A 16,534-nucleotide genomic window follows, 5' to 3' on the forward strand; every position below is an offset into this window, starting at 1 on the left:
TTTTAATGGTGGCCAATTGCATCTTCCTACCGCAGCGATAGCAGTGCCCCCTCCCCAACAACATGGACTGGCTCATCATGAAAATCAGCAATCGACTGATCCTTACCCTGACGATCGCCCTGATCGGCCTGCTGTTTGTCGGCGCCGAAGGCTGGTGGCAGCTGCGCGAGGCGCAGCAGCGCATGGACCTGGTGCAAACGCGCCTGATCCCGAGCGTCACCGCCATCAATAACGCCAAGGGCGCGCTGGGCGACAGCCGCCTGGCCGGCTACCGCCTGTCGGTGTTTTCCAACCTGCCCGACAAGACGGCGCTGGACAAGGCCTACAACGACGCCCACGCCAGGTTCGACCAGGTGCTGGCCGACTATGCCAAGAACAATGTGTTCGACGACACCGACCGCAAGATGCTGGAGCAGGACCAGGCGAACATGGCAGCCTACCGCCAGGCGCTGGTGCCGTTCCTGGCCGCCTCGCATGCCGGCGACATGGACGGCGTGCGCGCCACCCTGGTGGCCGGCTCGCCGCTGGCCCTGACCGCCGGCGCGGTGAAAAAGGGCCTGGACGACCACATCGCCTACAACCAGAAGCTGATCGACAAGCTGAAGGCGGAGAACGACGCCAGCTACACGCGCGCGGTGACGATCCTATGGATGGTGACGGTGGCGGTGCTGCTGATCGTGGGCTTCCTCGGCTACCGGATGTACCAGGTGATCACCGGCGGCCTCGACCGCATGCAGGGCACCATGGAAGACGTCAGCTCCTCGCTCGACCTGACGCACCAGGTGGCGGTCGAGCGCATGGATGAAATCGGCCATGCCGGCGCCGCCTTCAACAAGCTGCTGGGCGAGATCGGCGGCGTGGTCGGCACGGCGCGCGCCGCAGCGGACGCGGTCAGCACCGCCTCGCGCCAGATCGCGGCCGGCACCGGCGACCTGAATCAGCGCACCTCGCAGCAGGCGGCGGCGCTGGAGCAGACCGCATCCTCGATGGAGCAGCTGACGTCCACCGTGGCGCAGAACTCGGACAACGCGCGCCAGGCCAACCAGCTGGCGCAAAACGCCTCACACATCGCGGTGCAGGGCGGCCAGGTGGTGAAGGAAGTGATCGACACCATGGACTCGATCAACGCCTCGTCGCGCAAGATCGTGGACATTATCAGCGTGATCGACGGCATCGCCTTCCAGACCAATATCCTGGCCCTGAACGCCGCCGTGGAAGCGGCGCGCGCCGGCGAGCAAGGGCGCGGCTTCGCCGTGGTGGCCACCGAGGTGCGCAACCTGGCGCAGCGCTCGGCCGCCGCCGCCAAGGAAATCAAGGTGCTGATCGACGACAGCGTGGTGAAGGTCGATTCCGGCACCAGGCTGGTGGTGCGCGCCGGCGACACCATGAGCGACGTGGTGGCAAGCGTGAAGCAGGTGTCCGACATCGTGGCCGAGATCAGCGCCGCCACCAGCGAGCAGAGCGCCGGCATCGCCCAGGTGCACCAATCGATCACCGCCATGGACCAGGTCACGCAGCAGAACGCCGCCCTGGTGGAAGAAACCGCCGCCGCCTCGCAATCGATGCAGGACCAGGCCGAGATCCTGGCGCGCGCCGTCAGCGCCTTCCGCATCGACAGCGGCCATGTGAAAGTCAGCGCCCCCGTGTTGCGCAACGCCAGCCGGCCCGCCGCCACATCCGCCGTCGCGACCCGCCCGGCAACGCCGCGCAAGGTCGCGAATGCGGCCGGCGGCGACGAGTGGGAGCAATTCTGAAGTTCGGGGTCAGGTCTGACAATCGGACATTTTGCTGCGCAAAATGTCCGATTGTCAGACCTGACCCCGAATTTTTTCCGCTAATGGATGGATCACGTCGTCGTCGGTCCAGTAGGCGGTGTGGGACAGGGGGTTCCAGCTTTTCGTCATAAAGTCGAGCAGGCTTTGGCCGGCGTTGATGGCGCGGTCTTCGACCAGGGTTTCGTAGCCGCCGTCGAGCGGCTGCAGGGGCCAGCCGAGGGCGTCGTCGGGGTCGTACAGGTTGAGCCAGCTGAAGCCGGGGTTGGGCTTGGTGATCGGCTTGACGTGCATGCGCTGGTGGGCGGCGACAAACACGGGGATGTTGCAGCCGGTGGTGACGAAGGCGCGCACGCTGCCGCATTGCAGGAAGGTGCGCTGGGCCGGCGTCAGGCTGTCGCCCAGGCGGCCGGGCTTCCAGATGCCGGCGGAGACCAGGCCGCCGCCGGCCCGTTTCTGGCCGTCGTAAATGAAGCTGGACATGACCTGGCAGCCCAGCGAGTGCGCCAGCAGGACCACCGGGGTGGCGGCGCCGTGGCTGGCGTGGATGGCCAGCAGGGCGCGCGCGATCTCGGTCTGGGCTTGCTCGTAGACGGAGTCGTCGTCTTCCTTGCGGTTTTCCAGGCCGGCGGCGTCGGCAAAGCCGAACAGGATGAATTTGCGCAGCTGGTCGTAGCGTACCTTGGCGCGTTCGTGCACGCGGCGCCAGACATCCTGCTCGTTGGGCTTGAGCAGGTGCTGGTAGTAGACGCTGTGCAGGTCGACCTTGCCGTAGTCGGCGCCCATGTGCTGCTGCAGGGCGCGTTGCAGGTCGTCGGCATAGTCGCGCGGCTGCTCGCCCATGCCGTGGATGGTCAGCAGCGCGACCTTGGCCGTGCCTTTAGTCATGCGCGGGGGCGCCGCGGAAGCGGTAGCCGATGAACAGCACCAGCAGCCAGGCCGGAATCAGGTACACCGACAGGCGCAGGCCTTCGGTCAGGTACATGATCACCAGGATGCCGGCCAGGAAGGCCAGGCACAGGTAGTTGGTGAAGGGATAGCCCCAGCTCTTGAAACCGGTCTCTTTGCCTTCGGCCTGTTTCTGGGCGCGGAAGCGCAGGTGGATCCAGCTGATCATGCCCCAGTTGATGACCAGCGAGGACACCACAAGCCCCATCAGCATGCCGAAGACCTGGCCCGGCATGAAGTAGTTCAGCACCACGCAGCTGCCCGTGGCCAGGGCGGACACGCCCAGCGCCGCCAGCGGCACGCCGCGCTGGTTGACCGCCAGCAGGGCTTTCGGTGCATTGCCTTGCTTGGCCATGCCGTACAGCATGCGGCTGTTGGAGTAGACGCCGCTGTTGTAGACGGACAGGGCGGCGGTCAGCACCACCACGTTCAGCACGTGGGCCACGAATTTGGCGTCCAGGGCGTGGAAGATCATCACGAACGGGCTGCCGCCGTCGGCGACCTTGGTCCATGGGTAGAGCGAGAGCAGCACGCCCAGCGCGCCCACGTAGAAGATCAGGATGCGGTAGATGGCCTGGTTGGTGGCCTGCGGGATGCTCTTGGACGGGTTGTCGGCTTCGGCGGCGGTGATGCCGATCAGTTCCAGCCCGCCATAGGAGAACATGATGACGGCCATGGCCATCACCAGCCCGCTGGCGCCGTTGGGGAAGAAGCCGCCGTGCTGCCACAGGTTGGCCACCGTCGCTTCGGGACCGGCGTTGCCGGAGGCCAGCAGGTAGACGCCGAACACGATCATGCCGACCACCGCCACCACCTTGATGATGGCGAACCAGAATTCCATCTCGCCGAAGGCGCGCACATTGGCCAGGCTGATGGCGTTAATGGCCAGGAAGAAGACCAGGGCGCTGACCCAGTGCGGCAGGTCGGGCAGCCAGAATTCCATGTACTTGCTGACCGCCGTCAGCTCTGCCATGCTGACCAGTACATACAGCACCCAGTAGTTCCAGCCCGACATGAAGCCGGCCATGTGGCCGCAGTATTTGTTGGCGAAGTAGCTGAAGGAGCCTGCCACCGGTTCGTCCACCACCATCTCGCCCAACTGGCGCATGATGAGGAAGGCGATCAAGCCCGCGATTGCGTAGCCAAGCAGCACGGAGGGCCCGGCCATCTTGATGGTTTGCGCGATGCCCAGGAATAGGCCGGTACCAATGGCGCCGCCCAGCGCGATCAACTGGATATGGCGGCTTTTCAGGCCCCGTTTCAGTTCTGTCATGTATGGCGTCCTGCTAAGAAAATGGTGAAAGGCCCTGATTCTACACGTTGTTGTGATTAGTGCATTGCCGCTTTTTGCCCACAGACTCCTTGATATGGATCAAACAATTTGCGCGGCGGCTTGGATATGCTGCAAACATGCTTACTCTAAAGTTCCTCGGTGCCACCGGCACCGTCACCGGTTCCAAATACCTGCTGCGCCACGGCGACGAGCAGGTGCTGGTCGACTGCGGCCTGTTCCAGGGCTTTAAGCAGCTGCGGCTGCGCAACTGGGACGCGTTCCCGGTGCTGCCGGCGGCCATCCGCAGCGTGGTGCTGACCCACGCCCACCTCGACCACAGCGGCTTTTTGCCGGTGCTGGTGAGCGCCGGTTTCCGCGGCAAGGTGTACTGCACCGAGGCCACGCGCGACCTGTGCCGCATCCTGCTGCCGGACAGCGGCCGCCTGCTGGAGGAGGAGGCGCTGTATGCCAACCGCCACAACTACTCCAAACATAAGCCGGCCTTGCCGCTGTATTCGGAGGCCGATGCGCTGCGCGCGCTGGAGCACCTGGTGGCGGTGCCGGTCGGCCACGAGTTCGCGCCGGCGCCGGGCATGACGGCGCGCCTGCAGCTGGCGGGCCATATCCTGGGGGCGGCCTCGGTGGCGATCGAATGCGAGGGCCGGCGCATCCTGTTCTCGGGCGACCTGGGGCGGCCGAACGATCCGATCATGCGCGCGCCGACGGCGCTGGGGCCGTGCGACTACCTGGTGGTGGAGTCGACCTACGGCGACCGGCGCCACGAGGCCATCGACCCGAGCGCGCGGCTGGCGGACATCATCGGCAAGACGGCGGCGCGCGGCGGGGTGACGGTGATCCCTTCCTTCGCGGTGGGCCGGGCGCAGGAGCTGCTGCATGAAATCGGCCAGCTGAAACGGGCCGGCGCCATCCCGGCGGCACTGCCGGTCTACCTGAACAGCCCGATGGCGGTGGATGCGACCAAGCTGTATGTCAAGCACCACGGCCAGCACCGGCTGGACGCGCAGGCCTGCCGCGCGCTGGGACAGGTGGCCCACGTGGTCAACAGCGTGGAGGAGTCGATGGCGCTGAACCGGCGCCAGGCGCCCATGGTCATCATCGCCGCCAGCGGCATGGCCACCGGCGGCCGCGTGCTGCACCACCTGAAGGCCTTCGCGGGCGACGCGCGCAACACCATCCTGTTCTCAGGCTTCCAGGCGGCGGGGACGCGCGGCGCGCGCATGCTGGCGGGCGAGACCTCGGTCAAGATCCATGGCGAGTACTACCCGGTGCGGGCGCGGGTGGAGATGATCGGCAACCTGTCGGCGCACGCCGATGCCGATGAAATCATGGCCTGGCTGGCACCCGCACCCGCCGCGCCGCGCCAGTGCTTTGTGACGCACGGCGAGCCGGCGGCGGCCGATGCGCTGCGCCGGCGCATCGGCGAGCAGCTGCACTGGCCTTGCCGGGTGCCCGAGTACCTGGAAGAAGTCGTGCTGGATTAGGAGATGCCGTGTCCGGCGCTTTGCACCAATTGTTTCACAGCCTGGCGCGCAAGTTGCGCCGGCAGCGGCGCGAGTCCAAGGCGCGCCAGCGCCTGATGGCCAGCGTGTTCGAGGCGACGGCGGAGGGTATCCTGATCGTCGGGCACGATATGCGCATCGTGGAAGTCAACCGCGCCTTCCTGGCCATGAGCGGCTACACCCGGCATGAGCTGCTGGGACGCCATCCGCGCATCATGCAGTCGGGCCGGCAGGACGCGGAATTCTACAAGGCCATGTGGCGCGCGCTGCTGGCCAACGGCCAGTGGCATGGCAAGATCTGGGACAAGCGGCGCGACGGCAGCCTGTTCGCGGCCCATGTGACGCTGAGCGCGGTGCATGACGAGCAGGGCGGGCTGCTGCACTACCTGGGCCTGTTCACCGACATCACCGACGAATGCCTGCAGCAGGAGGCGGTGGAGCAGATGGCCTTCGTCGATCCACTGACCCAGCTGCCGAACCGGCGCCTGATGCGCGACCGCCTGCTGCAGGCGCTGGCCTTCGCGGCGCGCAGCGATGCGCTGGTGGCGGTGTGCATGATGGACCTGGACGGCTTCAAGGCGGTCAACGATACGCTGGGCCACGGCGCGGGCGATGCGGTGCTGGTGGAGGTGGCGCGGCGGCTGCAGCAGGTGGTGCGCGCCAACGACACCGTGGCGCGCCTGGGCGGCGACGAATTCGTGCTGGTGCTGTCCGGCCTGGGCGCGGTGCAGGAGGCGGAGGAGGTGATCGAGCGCGCCCTGCACGCGGTGCGTTTCCCGATCACGCTGGAGGACGGCGCCGTGGCGCGCGTGTCGGCCAGCATCGGGCTGGCGGTGTATCCCGAGGACGGGCTGCTGCCGGAGGAGTTGTTACGGCGCAGCGATGCCGCGATGTACGCGGCCAAGCGGCAGGGGCGCGATTGCTGCCGCCGCGCGCCGGCTTTGCAATGAGGAGGATGAATGGCTTATGTACTGCAGGCCCGCCGCTTGGGCATCGACACTTACCAGCAGCCGGTGGCTTACCTGCGGCGCGACGGCGCCGTATGCAAGGCCGAGGGCTTCGAGGCGCAGTCGCGCGTCGAGCTGCAGTGCGGCACGCGCGTGGTGGCGGCCACGCTAAATGTGGTCGATGGCGCGCTGCTGAACGGGCAGGAAGTGGGCTTGTCGGAGGCGGCCTGGGAGGCGCTGGGCGCGGACGGCGCGGCGGCGGTGACGGTGCGCCATGCGGCGCCGCTGGCTTCCTTCGCGGCGGTGCGCGGCAAGATCCATGGCCGGCCGCTGGACGATGCGGCGGCGCAGGCCATCGTGGCCGATATCGCGGGCGGGCGCTATCCGGACATCCACCTGGCCAGCTTTATCACCGCCTGCTCGGGCAACCGGCTCGACCTGGCCGAGACCATCGCCCTGACCGGCGCCATGGCGGCGGTCGGGCAGCGCATGCAGTGGCCGTCGCCGGTGGTGGTGGACAAGCATTGCGTGGGCGGCTTGCCGGGCAACCGCACCACGCTGCTGGTGGTGCCGATCGTGGCCGCCTGCGGCATGACCATGCCCAAGACCTCCTCGCGCGCCATCACCTCGCCGGCCGGCACGGCCGACACCATGGAAACGCTGGCGCCGGTGGCGATCGGCATCGACGGCATGCGGCGCGTGGTGGAGCGCGAGGGCGGCTGCATCGTGTGGGGCGGCAGCGTAACGTTAAGCCCGGCGGACGATGTGCTGATCCGGGTCGAGCGGCCGCTGGAACTCGATAGCGACGGCTTGCTGGTGTCCTCCGTGCTGTCGAAAAAGCTGGCGGCCGGCGCCAGCCATGTGCTGATCGATATCCCGGTCGGGCGCACCGCCAAGGTGCGTTCGGAACAGGCGGCGCAGGCCCTGGCCGCGCGCCTGGAAGCGGCCGGCCGCGCGCTCGGCCTGGCGGTGCGCTGCGTGGTGAGCGACGGCAGCCAGCCGGTGGGCGTGGGCATCGGCCCGGCGCTGGAGGCAATGGACGTGCTGGCGGTGCTGCAAAACGCTGCCAGCGCGCCGCAGGACTTGCGCCAGCGCGCGCTGGTGCTGGCGGCCGCGGTGCTGGAACTGGGCGGGCGCGCGGCGCCGGGCGCGGGCCTGGCATTGGCGACCCAGGTGCTTGATTCCGGCACGGCCTGGGCCAAATTCCAGGCCATTTGCGCGGCCCAGGGCGGCTTGCGCGAGCCGCCGCGCGCGCCTTGCACGCATGTGCTGGAAGCGCGCCACAGCGGGCGCGTGGTGGCGGTCGACAACCGTAAGCTGGCCACCCTGGCCAAGCTGGCCGGTGCGCCGCACGCGGCGGCGGCGGGTGTGCGCTTCTTCGCGCCGCTGGGCAGCCGGCTGGAAGTGGGGCAGCCGGTGCTTACCGTCCATGCCGACTCGCCGGGCGAGCTGGCCTATGCGCTGGAATACGCCGCGGCGCAAAGCAACCTGGTGACGGTGGAGGATGTATGAGCCATATCCTGCTGATCCAGGGCCATCCCGACCCGGCCGGCGGCCATTTATGCCATGCGCTGGCGGACGCCTACCAGGCGGGCGCGCAGGCGGCCGGCCATGCGGTGCAGGTGGTCACGCCGGCCTTGCTGGACTTCGCCTTGCTGGCCAATGGCCTTGAATGGGAAGAGGGCGCGCTGCCGCCCGCGCTGGCGCCGGCGCAGCAAGCCATAACGCAGGCGCAGCATATCGTGCTTATCTACCCGCTCTGGCTGGGCGACATGCCGGCCCGCTTGAAGGCTTTCCTGGAGCAGGTGGCGCGGCCCGGCTTCGCGTTGGCGCGCAAGGCGAAGAACCCGCTGCATGCGGGACTGCTGGCGGGGCGCAGCGCGCGCGTGGTGGTGACCATGGGCATGCCGGCACTGTTCTATCGCTGGTATTACGGCGCCCACAGCCTGAAATCGCTGGAGCGCAATATCCTCAACTTCGTCGGCATCGCGCCGGTGCGCAATACGCTGGTGGGCGGCGCCGGGCAGATGGCGGCGGCCGACGTGGCGACCTGGCGCCGGCGCCTGCAGCTGCTGGGCGCGAAAGGGATCTAGCGGCGCCCGGCTTCGCCGCGCGCGTTGACGCTGGCGATGGCGCGGTTCAGGCGCTCCATGCTGGCGGCGGGAACGTCGCGGCTGCAGACGAAGTAGCGCTTCAGGCCGGGCGGCATGTCGGTGAACTCGGTCAGGACCAGCGATTGCAGTTCGGGGAACTTCTGGCGCAGGTAGCCCCAGTCTTCACGGTCAACGAAGAGGAAATCGGCGCGGCCGGCCGCCAGCATGCGGAACATGGCGGAGGTTTCCACGGTGCGCCGCATGACATGGTTCTCGCTGGCGGCAATCATGGGGTCGAGCTCCGGCCCGTAGGACACGCCGTCGATCACGGCCAGCGTCAGCGACTTGTCGGCCAGCAGCGATTTCACATTCGGGTGGGCGCGCACCCGCGCCACGGCGGACGGCACGGCCAGCACGGCATGCGGCTGGTCGGTGTGGACGGCGATGCTGTACTGCGCCACCGCTTCGCGTTCGGGCAAGCGGTACCAGCTGATCGAGCAGTAGTTCTTCACGCCGTGGGTGAAATTGGCCCAGATGCGCTTTTGCGGTTCGCTGGCAAAGCGCACTGGCAGGCCCGCCGCGGCGAAAACCTGCTTTGCCTTCTCCAGCATAAAGCCTTTGGCCACCCCGTCCTCGTAATAGTAATAGGGCGCCTTCTCGCGCCACGAGACCGTGATGGGCGCCGCCGCGAACGCCGGCAGCGCCGCCGGCGCGCAGGCGGCGGCCAGCAATGCAATGAAATATTTCTGCCACATCATGCAATTATAATAGTATGTAGCCAGTCGAAAGGAGTTGCAGATGTTCAGCCGTCCCCACGTAGCACCCCGCATGTTTGATGATCCCTCGGCGGCACTGGCCCAGGTCCGCGCGATTTACGACGACAGCATCCGCTTCCTGCGCGAATCCCTGCAGCGCTTCGTCGAGGGCGAGACGCCCAGCGAGCGGGTACGCGCCTGCTATCCCTATGTGCGGGTGCAGAGCGACACCGTGGTGCGCGCCGATTCGCGCCTGTCGTTCGGCTTTGTGGCCGGCCCGGGCGCCTTTGAAACCACGCTGACGCGCCCCGACCTGTTCGAGCGCTACTACACCGAGCAGTTCCGCCTCCTGCTGAACAACCACGGGCAGCAGCAGATGCAGATCGAGGTGGGCTTGAGCTCCGAACCGATCCCGGTGCACTTCTCGTTCGCCGAGCATGACCATATCGAGGGCAGTCTGAGCGCCGAGCGCCGCCTGCTGATGCGCGATGTGTTCGACCTGCCCAACCTGGCCGCCATGGATGACGGCATCGCCAACGGCACCTACGAGGCGCCGCCCGGGGAGGCGCAGCCGCTGTCGCTGTTTACCGCGCCGCGCGTCGACTACTCGCTGCAGCGCCTGCGCCACTACACCGGCACTTCGCCCGAGCATTTCCAGAAGTTCGTGCTGTTCACGAACTACCAGTTCTACATCGATGAATTCGTGCGCCTGGGCCATGAGCTGATGGCCAGCCCGGACAACGACGGCTATGTGGCCTTCGTCCAGCCGGGCAATATCGTCACGCGCCGCGTCGGCCACTCCATGCAGCCGGGCGACGACCTGGGCGCCGCGCCGCCGCGCCTGCCGCAGATGCCGGGCTACCACCTGGTGCGCGCCGACGGCAGCGGCATCAGCATGGTGAATATCGGCGTCGGCCCGGCCAACGCCAAGACGGCGACCGACCATATCGCGGTGCTGCGCCCGCATGCCTGGCTGATGCTGGGCCACTGCGCCGGCCTGCGCAACACGCAGCAACTGGGCGACTACGTGCTGGCGCACGGCTATGTGCGCGAGGACCATGTGCTGGACGAGGACTTGCCGCTGTGGGTGCCGATCCCGGCGCTGGCCGAGGTGCAGGTGGCGATTGAATCGGCGGTGAAGGAAGTGACGCAGCTCGATGGCCACGACCTGAAACGGGTGCTGCGCACCGGCACCGTGGCCAGCACCGACAACCGCAACTGGGAGCTGCTGCCGCAGCGCACGCCGGAGCGCCGCTTCAGCCAGAGCAGGGCGGTGGCGCTGGACATGGAAAGCGCCACCATCGCCGCCAATGGCTTCCGCTTCCGCGTCCCGTACGGCACCTTGCTGTGCGTGAGCGACAAGCCGCTGCACGGCGAGATCAAGCTGCCCGGCATGGCCAACCAGTTCTACCGCGACCGGGTCGACCAGCACCTGCGCATCGGCATCCGCGCGCTGGAGCTGCTGCGCGGCCTGGGTTCGGACAAGCTGCACAGCCGCAAGCTGCGCAGCTTCGCCGAGGTGGCTTTCCAGTAGCGCTCAGCGCCCCTGCCGGGCGGCCAGGCGCCGCACGATGAGCAGGCCGACAATGTCGATGATGGTGTGCGCCACCATCATCGCCAGCAGCCCGATATACTCAAAGCCCAGGCCGAAGGCCAGCGCCATGCCGAGCACGCCGCTCGCCTGCAGCAAGGCTGCGCGGTCGATGCGGTGGAATTCATAGGCGCGCGCATGGGCCAGCAGGAACAGCAGGCTGGCGCCCCAAATGCCGATCAGCGGCTGCAGCGCCGCGCGAAACAGCAGTTCTTCCGAAATTCCCGCCCCCAGCGAAATCCAGGCCGGGTTCCAGCCCGAGAGGTCGAGCCGCGCATAACTGGCCGTGGTGCGCTGCACCGCCTCGGCCGAGGGTTGGCGCAAGCTGGATACGGCCGACACCAGGCCGATGGCCAAGCCCAGCGCCGCGCCCAGAGCGAGCTGGTCAAGCCATGGCATGCCGGCCAGCAGGACCTGGGCCAGGGGCTGCGGGTGCGCGAAGTGGATGATGACGAGCCCAAGCGCGGCCAGGGTGGCGCAACTGAACAGCTGTGAACGCAGCGAATATTTTTCCATTCGACACTGGTAATATAAAAACGATAACTATAATATAGGGAAAAACAAGGCATAACAGGAGACGAGGATGTTGCGCTGGCTGGGGAGCCCGATTGCGCCTGCCGCTTTAGCGGCAGCGTTGCTGGCCGCATGCGGCGGCGGCGACAGCGCCGCGCCGGCGGCGCCGCCACCGCCCACGGTGCCGGGCGCGCTGGCCGATGCCACCATCTACAGCGGCGCCGCCACGGCCTCGCTGGCAGCGGCCACCGAGGCCAGCGCCACCGCGCGCAGCCAGTTGACGCTGAACGGTACGCGCTACGACTATACCGCCACCACCGGCCACCTGACCGCGCGCGATGCCGTTAGCGGGGCGGCGACGGTGTCCTTCTTTTATGTCGCCTACACGCTGGACAACCAGCCCGCAGCCAACCGGCCGCTGACCTTCTTCTACAACGGCGGCCCCGGCTCGGCTTCGCTTTGGCTGCACCTTGGCTCATACGGGCCGAAGCGGCTGGTGGCCGACCAGCCGTCCAATGCGGCGCTGGCCACGCCGGCGCAGATCGTCGATAACGCTGAAAGCATGCTCGATATCAGCGACCTGGTGTTCGTGGACGCCGTCGGCACCGGCTACACCCAGGCGATCGCGCCCAACCGCAACCAGGACTTCTGGAGCGTGGACAGCGACGCCGCCTCGCTACGCGATTTCGTGCAGCGCTACGTGGCCGCCAATAACCGCCAGGCTTCGCCGAAGTACCTGTTCGGCGAATCGTACGGCGGGCCGCGCACTGCGGTGCTGGCCAAGCTGCTGGAGACGGCAGGCACGCGCCTGGCCGGCATCGTGCTGCAGGCGCCGATCCTGGACTACAACGCCAATTGCGGCGTGTTCGAGCCCGGCCCGCGCGAAGTGAGCTGCGAGGGCTATGTGCCCACGTATGCCGCCATCGGCGCCTACCACCAGCGCGCCAATCCGCTGCCGACCGATTTCAGCGCCTATATCGCGCAGGCGCGCAGTTTCGCCGCCGGCGCTTATCGCTCGGCGATGACGCCGTGGCTCGCCGCGCGCCTGGCGCCGCCGCCGGCCGTGGCGGTGCAGCTGAACGCCTACACCGGCATCGCCACGGCGAACTGGCAGCAGAACCCGAACTTGCGGCCTGACTATGTGCAGCGCAATGTGCTGCCCGCTTCCATGCTGGCCGGGCGCTACGATGCGCGCGTGGCGGCGGCGCTGGGCAGTCCGCTGGCCAGCGGCGGCGACCCTTCGCTGGCAACCGTGAACCAGGCCTTCGTGAGCGGCATCCGCAGCTACCTGGCCGATACGCTGCGCTACACGGCGGGCTCGGCCTACTTGCCGTTCAACGACTTTATCGAGCGCTGGAACTTCAGCCACGATGGCAAGGCGGTGCCGGACACGGTGCCCGACCTGGCCGCGGCCATGACGCTGAACCCGGCCTTGAAAGTGCTGTCGCTGAGCGGCTACTATGACCTGGCGACGCCGTTCTACCAGACCGAGCTGGACCTGGCCCGGCTGGGCGCCAATCCGAATATCGTGCTCCGCAATTATCACAGCGGACATATGGGTTACCTGGATAATGCGGCACGCCGCGCAACCCGGGCTGACCTGGGGGCTTTTTACCAGATGGGCAGGTGAAGGAAATGCACATGAAGCGAGCAATTATTTTCGCGCTGGCGGCGGCAGCGCTCACGGCGCAGGCGGCGGAGGATGCGCCGCTGCTGCCGCGCAGCGAGCCGTACGTGCCGAAGGCGCAGCGCATACCGTCGCGCGAGGCGCCGCTGGCCGGGGCCGAGTTGAAGGCGCAGGCCTTGTCCAGACTGCGCCAGCGTTTCGACGAGGCGGATACCGACCACAGCGGCAGCCTGACGCGGCAGGAAGCCGGCCTGGCAGGTTTGGGTTATGTGGAAAAGAACTTCGCCGAGATCGACAGCGCGCACAAGGGCGCGGTCACGTTTGCGGAGGTGCAGGCCTTCCTGCGCCGCCGCAAATAATCAGATCAGGCTTTCGAACACAATCTTCCAGGCCGAGCCTTCGCGCGCCCAGTACTGGCGCTTGCGCTGGGTGGAGCGGGTCTTGCCGATCTTTGATTCGAGCGTGAAGGTGCTGACCAGCATATCGTCGCGGCTCGGGTAGCGGAAGATGGTCATTTCGCTGATCGCCACAGTCAGGCCGTTCACGCTGGCGAGCGGGCGCAGGTCCTTCTCGAACCAGGTTTTCAGGTTCTCGCCGTCGGCCGATTTGAATTTGGCCGAGTAGTTCTTCAACAGGCGCTGGCTGTCGGCGCTCACCAGATCGGCGCGCCAGGCGTCCACCAGGCGCGCGGCGGTGTTGCGCTCGGCGTCCCATTTGGCCTTGCTGATGAATTCCTGCTGGTCGGCGATCACCACCGGGGTCTTGCCGATATCGACCGAATCCTCCAGGCGGCGCAAGTCTTCGTTGGTCAGCACCACGCAGCCGTCGGAGGCCAGCGGCGGGCGGCTGTAATTGTCCGACGGCGTGCCGTGCAGGAAGATGCCGGAGCCGCCGCGCCCGTTCAGGCGGTCCCACTCGTTCGGGTAATTGATGCGCAGGGCGCTGGCGCCGTAAAAGTCGGGCAGGCGCGCGCCGGAGACGCGGCCGGTAATGTAGTACACGCCGAGCGGGGTCTTCTGGTCGCCTTCGCGGAACTTGTCGACGCCCAGCTTGCCCTGGGTGATGTAGTAGTCGGTCACCAGGCGCAGCTGGCCGTTGACGTTCTGGTAGACGTACAGGCGCGATTGCGCCGCCGCCACCACCAGCACATGGCGCATGTCGCTGCGCAGCTGCAGCACGGAGCGCGGCAGCAGGTCGGGATTGGGGCGCGCCACCAGCGATTGCAGGCGCACGCGCGCTTCGTCGCGCAAGTCTTTCAGCTTGTCGGGCGGGGCGTTCAGCCCGGCGCCGAGCTGGGTCACCGGTTTGGTGTGCATCAGCAGCAGGTCGCCGCGGATCATGTGGCCGACGCGGAAGTTGGGGTAGGCCTGCACCAGCGCGTCGGCCTTCGACATGGCTTGCTGCAGCTGGCTGGCGCGCAGGTCTTTGTAGATTTGGAGCAGCATCACCTCGGCATCCTGCGTGCGCGCCTGGACGGCCGGCGCGAGCACGGTGCTCGCTGCGCACAGCAGCGCGGCTGCCGCTCCGGTAATGACTCGCCTGGACTTCACTCTCAGCTCCCCGACTGCTCTTGCTTGATCAGCCAATGCTTGCCTTGCTTCTCCAGCACCAGGGTCTTGCGGCTGGTGGTGCTGAGGCGGTCCGACACGTACTTCTGCCGGAATTTCACGGTCGCGCTGTTGCCGTTGACGGTGATGTGCGGCGACTCGATGGTCACCTTGATGTGGCCCTTGCCCTGGATGCGGGCGGTGCGGTCGGCTTCCCAGGCTTTGCGGTTCTGGCCCTTGGGCGTCTGGAAATTGCTGCCGTAGGCGTTCAGGTAGCCCTTCATATCCTGCGCGCTCCAGGCCTTGGCCCAGGCGTCCACCGCTTTGCTGACCGCCGGGGCGTCGCTCTCGGCGATCTTCGGTTCGGGCTTAGGTTCTGGCTTTGGCTCGGGCTTGGGTTCGGGCTTCGGTGCGGGCTTAGGCTCGGCCTTCGCCAATTGTACCGCTGGCGCCGGGGCCGGGGCGGGCGCGAGCGGCTTGGGCGCCGCCGCCACTGGCGCAGGGGCGGGCGCAGCAACCGGCGCAGGGGCAGAAACCGGCGCCGGGCCGGGGGCAGCCGCCACCAGCGCGGGCGCGGCCGGCGCGCCGGATTTCGGTGTCAAGGTGCGCACCATGGCCAGCTTGGACTTGGGGGCGGCCGGCTGGTTCGCATCCAGCAGCTGCATCGCCTTGTCATAGGACTGGCTCGCCATTTTGGCGTACACGTCGCCCAGGTTCTCGTGGGCGGTGGCATAAGTGGGGTTGGTGCGGATGGCGCGTTCCAGGGCCATGCGCGCCTTATCGTAATTGCCGGCCGAGGCATGCAGCACCGCCAGGTTGTTATAAGGCTCCGGCAACTCCGGATAATCTTCCGTCAGTTTTTGGAAAACAGTAATTGCATCGGCCGATTTGCCCTGTTCGGACAAAATCATGCCTTTTATAAAACGCAATTGCGCGTCTTTCGGTCGTTGCGACAGAGCAACATCAACCTTGGCTAAAGCCGCGCCTAATTGCCCTCCACGCAGCATTTTATTGATATCGGAAACCTCGTCAGCCTGTGCGCGCGCACAGGCCAAAAGCAGCGCGGCGCCTAGCGCCAGAGCGGAACGGGAGGAAAATTGCAAAGGCTGCATTTATTATTTTTTCCGACGGGAAATAAAACCCAATTTTATCAAAGATCAGCAGCGTGAATATACTAAGGGTATGGACTTGAATATCACACAAGAGGCTGCTGGACATAATGCGCAGGGTATGCCATTGAGCATTTTCACGCTCAGTAACCGGCGCGGCATGGCGGTGAAAATCAGCACCCAGGGCGCGGCGCTGCTGAGCCTGCAAGCGCCGGACCGGCACGGGCAACTGGCCGACGTGCTGCATGGCGGCCAGCCCGATGACGGCATCCACTTGTTGCCTGCGCCGGGCCGCGCGCTGCACCGGCAAGCCTGGCATGCGGTACCGCTGCTGGCAGACGGCAGCGTGGGCGTGCGCCTGGTCAGCCCGGGTACGCCGGCCGTGGTGGCGCGCTATGTGCTGGACGATGCCGGAACGCTGATGCTGCACTGCGAAGTGCCGGCCGAGGCGCCGGCGGCGTTCTGCCTGGTCGCCACCCTGCGCGTGCCGGGGCACTTGCTCGCGGTACAAGCCGGGCGCGTGGCGCCCGCCGGCGCCCATGAGCAGGAGGCGGTGGGCACGGCATGGGATTTCCGCCAGCCGCGCCCGGTCGGGGAATTGGCCGGCGCCGCGCGCTACCTGGCGGCGCCGGATGGCGCGCTGGCCTTGCGCCTGCAGGACCCGGGGGGCGGGCGGCTGCTGGTGCTGGAAGGCACGCTGGCCAGCCTGCGCCTGGCGTGCGGCGCGGTGGCCGGGGCCCTGCAGATCGAGCCGGTGCTGGCCGCGCCGGCTGGCTGGATCGCCTTTCGCTGCAGCGCACAAACATAAGGTAAATACAATGTTACTATCGTGACTCAGC

At 67.1% G+C, this 16,534-nt stretch carries 15 protein-coding genes; 9 read left to right on the forward strand and 6 right to left on the reverse strand.

Annotated features, from left to right (window positions below):
- Positions 1-77 precede the first annotated feature (77 nt).
- Positions 78-1,754, forward strand: a complete 1,677-nt coding sequence (locus GTP41_RS14300; protein WP_161026240.1) for a methyl-accepting chemotaxis protein — start codon at positions 78-80, stop codon at positions 1,752-1,754.
- Positions 1,755-1,808: 54 nt separating this feature from the next.
- Here the strand turns inward: GTP41_RS14300 and GTP41_RS14305 are convergent, their stop codons facing one another.
- Both GTP41_RS14305 and GTP41_RS14310 read right to left on the reverse strand, forming a co-directional pair.
- Positions 1,809-2,660 carry a hypothetical protein gene (locus GTP41_RS14305; RefSeq protein WP_161026241.1) on the reverse strand — a complete coding sequence of 284 codons (852 nt, stop codon included), beginning with the start codon at positions 2,658-2,660 and terminating at the stop codon, positions 1,809-1,811.
- Positions 2,653-3,993 (reverse strand): amino acid permease, encoded by a 1,341-nt coding sequence (locus GTP41_RS14310; protein ID WP_161026242.1) that lies wholly within the window; start codon positions 3,991-3,993, stop codon positions 2,653-2,655. The genes GTP41_RS14305 and GTP41_RS14310 overlap by 8 nt, the downstream gene beginning before the upstream one ends.
- Positions 3,994-4,130: 137 nt before the next feature.
- On the opposite strand from GTP41_RS14310, the gene GTP41_RS14315 reads away from it, so the two are divergent.
- From GTP41_RS14315 to GTP41_RS14330, 4 genes are read left to right on the forward strand one after another with little or no spacing between them, the layout of a single operon-like run.
- Positions 4,131-5,495, forward strand: a complete 1,365-nt coding sequence (locus tag GTP41_RS14315) for an MBL fold metallo-hydrolase RNA specificity domain-containing protein (protein ID WP_161026243.1) — start codon at positions 4,131-4,133, stop codon at positions 5,493-5,495.
- A gap of 8 nt (positions 5,496-5,503) precedes the next feature.
- Positions 5,504-6,463, forward strand: a complete 960-nt coding sequence (locus GTP41_RS14320; RefSeq protein WP_161026244.1) for a diguanylate cyclase domain-containing protein — start codon at positions 5,504-5,506, stop codon at positions 6,461-6,463.
- Between the two features lie 9 nt (positions 6,464-6,472).
- The gene (locus tag GTP41_RS14325) at positions 6,473-7,972 is read left to right on the forward strand and encodes a thymidine phosphorylase family protein (protein ID WP_161026245.1); all 1,500 of its coding nucleotides are present in this window, start codon (positions 6,473-6,475) and stop codon (positions 7,970-7,972) included.
- On the forward strand, positions 7,969-8,553 hold the full coding sequence (locus tag GTP41_RS14330; RefSeq protein WP_161026246.1) for an NAD(P)H-dependent oxidoreductase: 585 nt from the start codon (positions 7,969-7,971) through the stop codon (positions 8,551-8,553). Before GTP41_RS14325 ends, GTP41_RS14330 begins: the two co-directional genes overlap by 4 nt.
- Here the strand turns inward: GTP41_RS14330 and GTP41_RS14335 are convergent.
- Entirely contained in the window at positions 8,550-9,311 is a 762-nt protein-coding gene (locus tag GTP41_RS14335) for a substrate-binding periplasmic protein (protein WP_161026247.1), read from the reverse strand. The two genes, GTP41_RS14330 and GTP41_RS14335, sit on opposite strands and share 4 nt — an antisense overlap.
- Before the next feature lie 40 nt (positions 9,312-9,351).
- On the opposite strand from GTP41_RS14335, the gene GTP41_RS14340 reads away from it, so the two are divergent.
- Positions 9,352-10,842, forward strand: a complete 1,491-nt coding sequence (locus GTP41_RS14340; protein WP_161026248.1) for an AMP nucleosidase — start codon at positions 9,352-9,354, stop codon at positions 10,840-10,842.
- Between the two features lie 3 nt (positions 10,843-10,845).
- Here the strand turns inward: GTP41_RS14340 and GTP41_RS14345 are convergent, their stop codons facing one another.
- Positions 10,846-11,415, reverse strand: a complete 570-nt coding sequence (locus GTP41_RS14345; protein WP_161026249.1) for a CPBP family intramembrane glutamic endopeptidase — start codon at positions 11,413-11,415, stop codon at positions 10,846-10,848.
- A 67-nt stretch (positions 11,416-11,482) separates the two neighbouring features.
- On the opposite strand from GTP41_RS14345, the gene GTP41_RS14350 reads away from it, so the two are divergent.
- Together GTP41_RS14350 and GTP41_RS14355 are read left to right on the forward strand one after the other, a co-directional pair.
- Positions 11,483-13,042 carry a S10 family peptidase gene (locus tag GTP41_RS14350; RefSeq protein ID WP_161026250.1) on the forward strand — a complete coding sequence of 520 codons (1,560 nt, stop codon included), beginning with the start codon at positions 11,483-11,485 and terminating at the stop codon, positions 13,040-13,042.
- A gap of 11 nt (positions 13,043-13,053) precedes the next feature.
- Positions 13,054-13,398, forward strand: a complete 345-nt coding sequence (locus tag GTP41_RS14355; protein WP_161026251.1) for an EF-hand domain-containing protein — start codon at positions 13,054-13,056, stop codon at positions 13,396-13,398.
- On the opposite strand, the gene GTP41_RS14360 is transcribed toward GTP41_RS14355, so the two are convergent.
- A complete protein-coding gene (locus GTP41_RS14360) occupies positions 13,399-14,589 on the reverse strand; it encodes a L,D-transpeptidase family protein (RefSeq protein WP_371867357.1) in 1,191 nt (396 codons plus the stop codon).
- Positions 14,590-14,591: 2 nt separating this feature from the next.
- Positions 14,592-15,698, reverse strand: coding sequence for a L,D-transpeptidase Cds6 family protein (locus GTP41_RS14365; protein WP_161026252.1), 1,107 nt, complete (start codon positions 15,696-15,698; stop codon positions 14,592-14,594).
- A gap of 118 nt (positions 15,699-15,816) precedes the next feature.
- Here GTP41_RS14365 and GTP41_RS14370 point away from each other — a divergent pair, with 118 nt between their 5' ends.
- Positions 15,817-16,503, forward strand: coding sequence for an aldose epimerase family protein (locus GTP41_RS14370; RefSeq protein WP_161026253.1), 687 nt, complete (start codon positions 15,817-15,819; stop codon positions 16,501-16,503).
- Positions 16,504-16,534 lie beyond the last annotated feature (31 nt).

The sequence above is a fragment of the Pseudoduganella guangdongensis genome (assembly GCF_009857475.1).
GTDB classification, from domain to species: domain Bacteria; phylum Pseudomonadota; class Gammaproteobacteria; order Burkholderiales; family Burkholderiaceae_D; genus Rugamonas; species Rugamonas guangdongensis.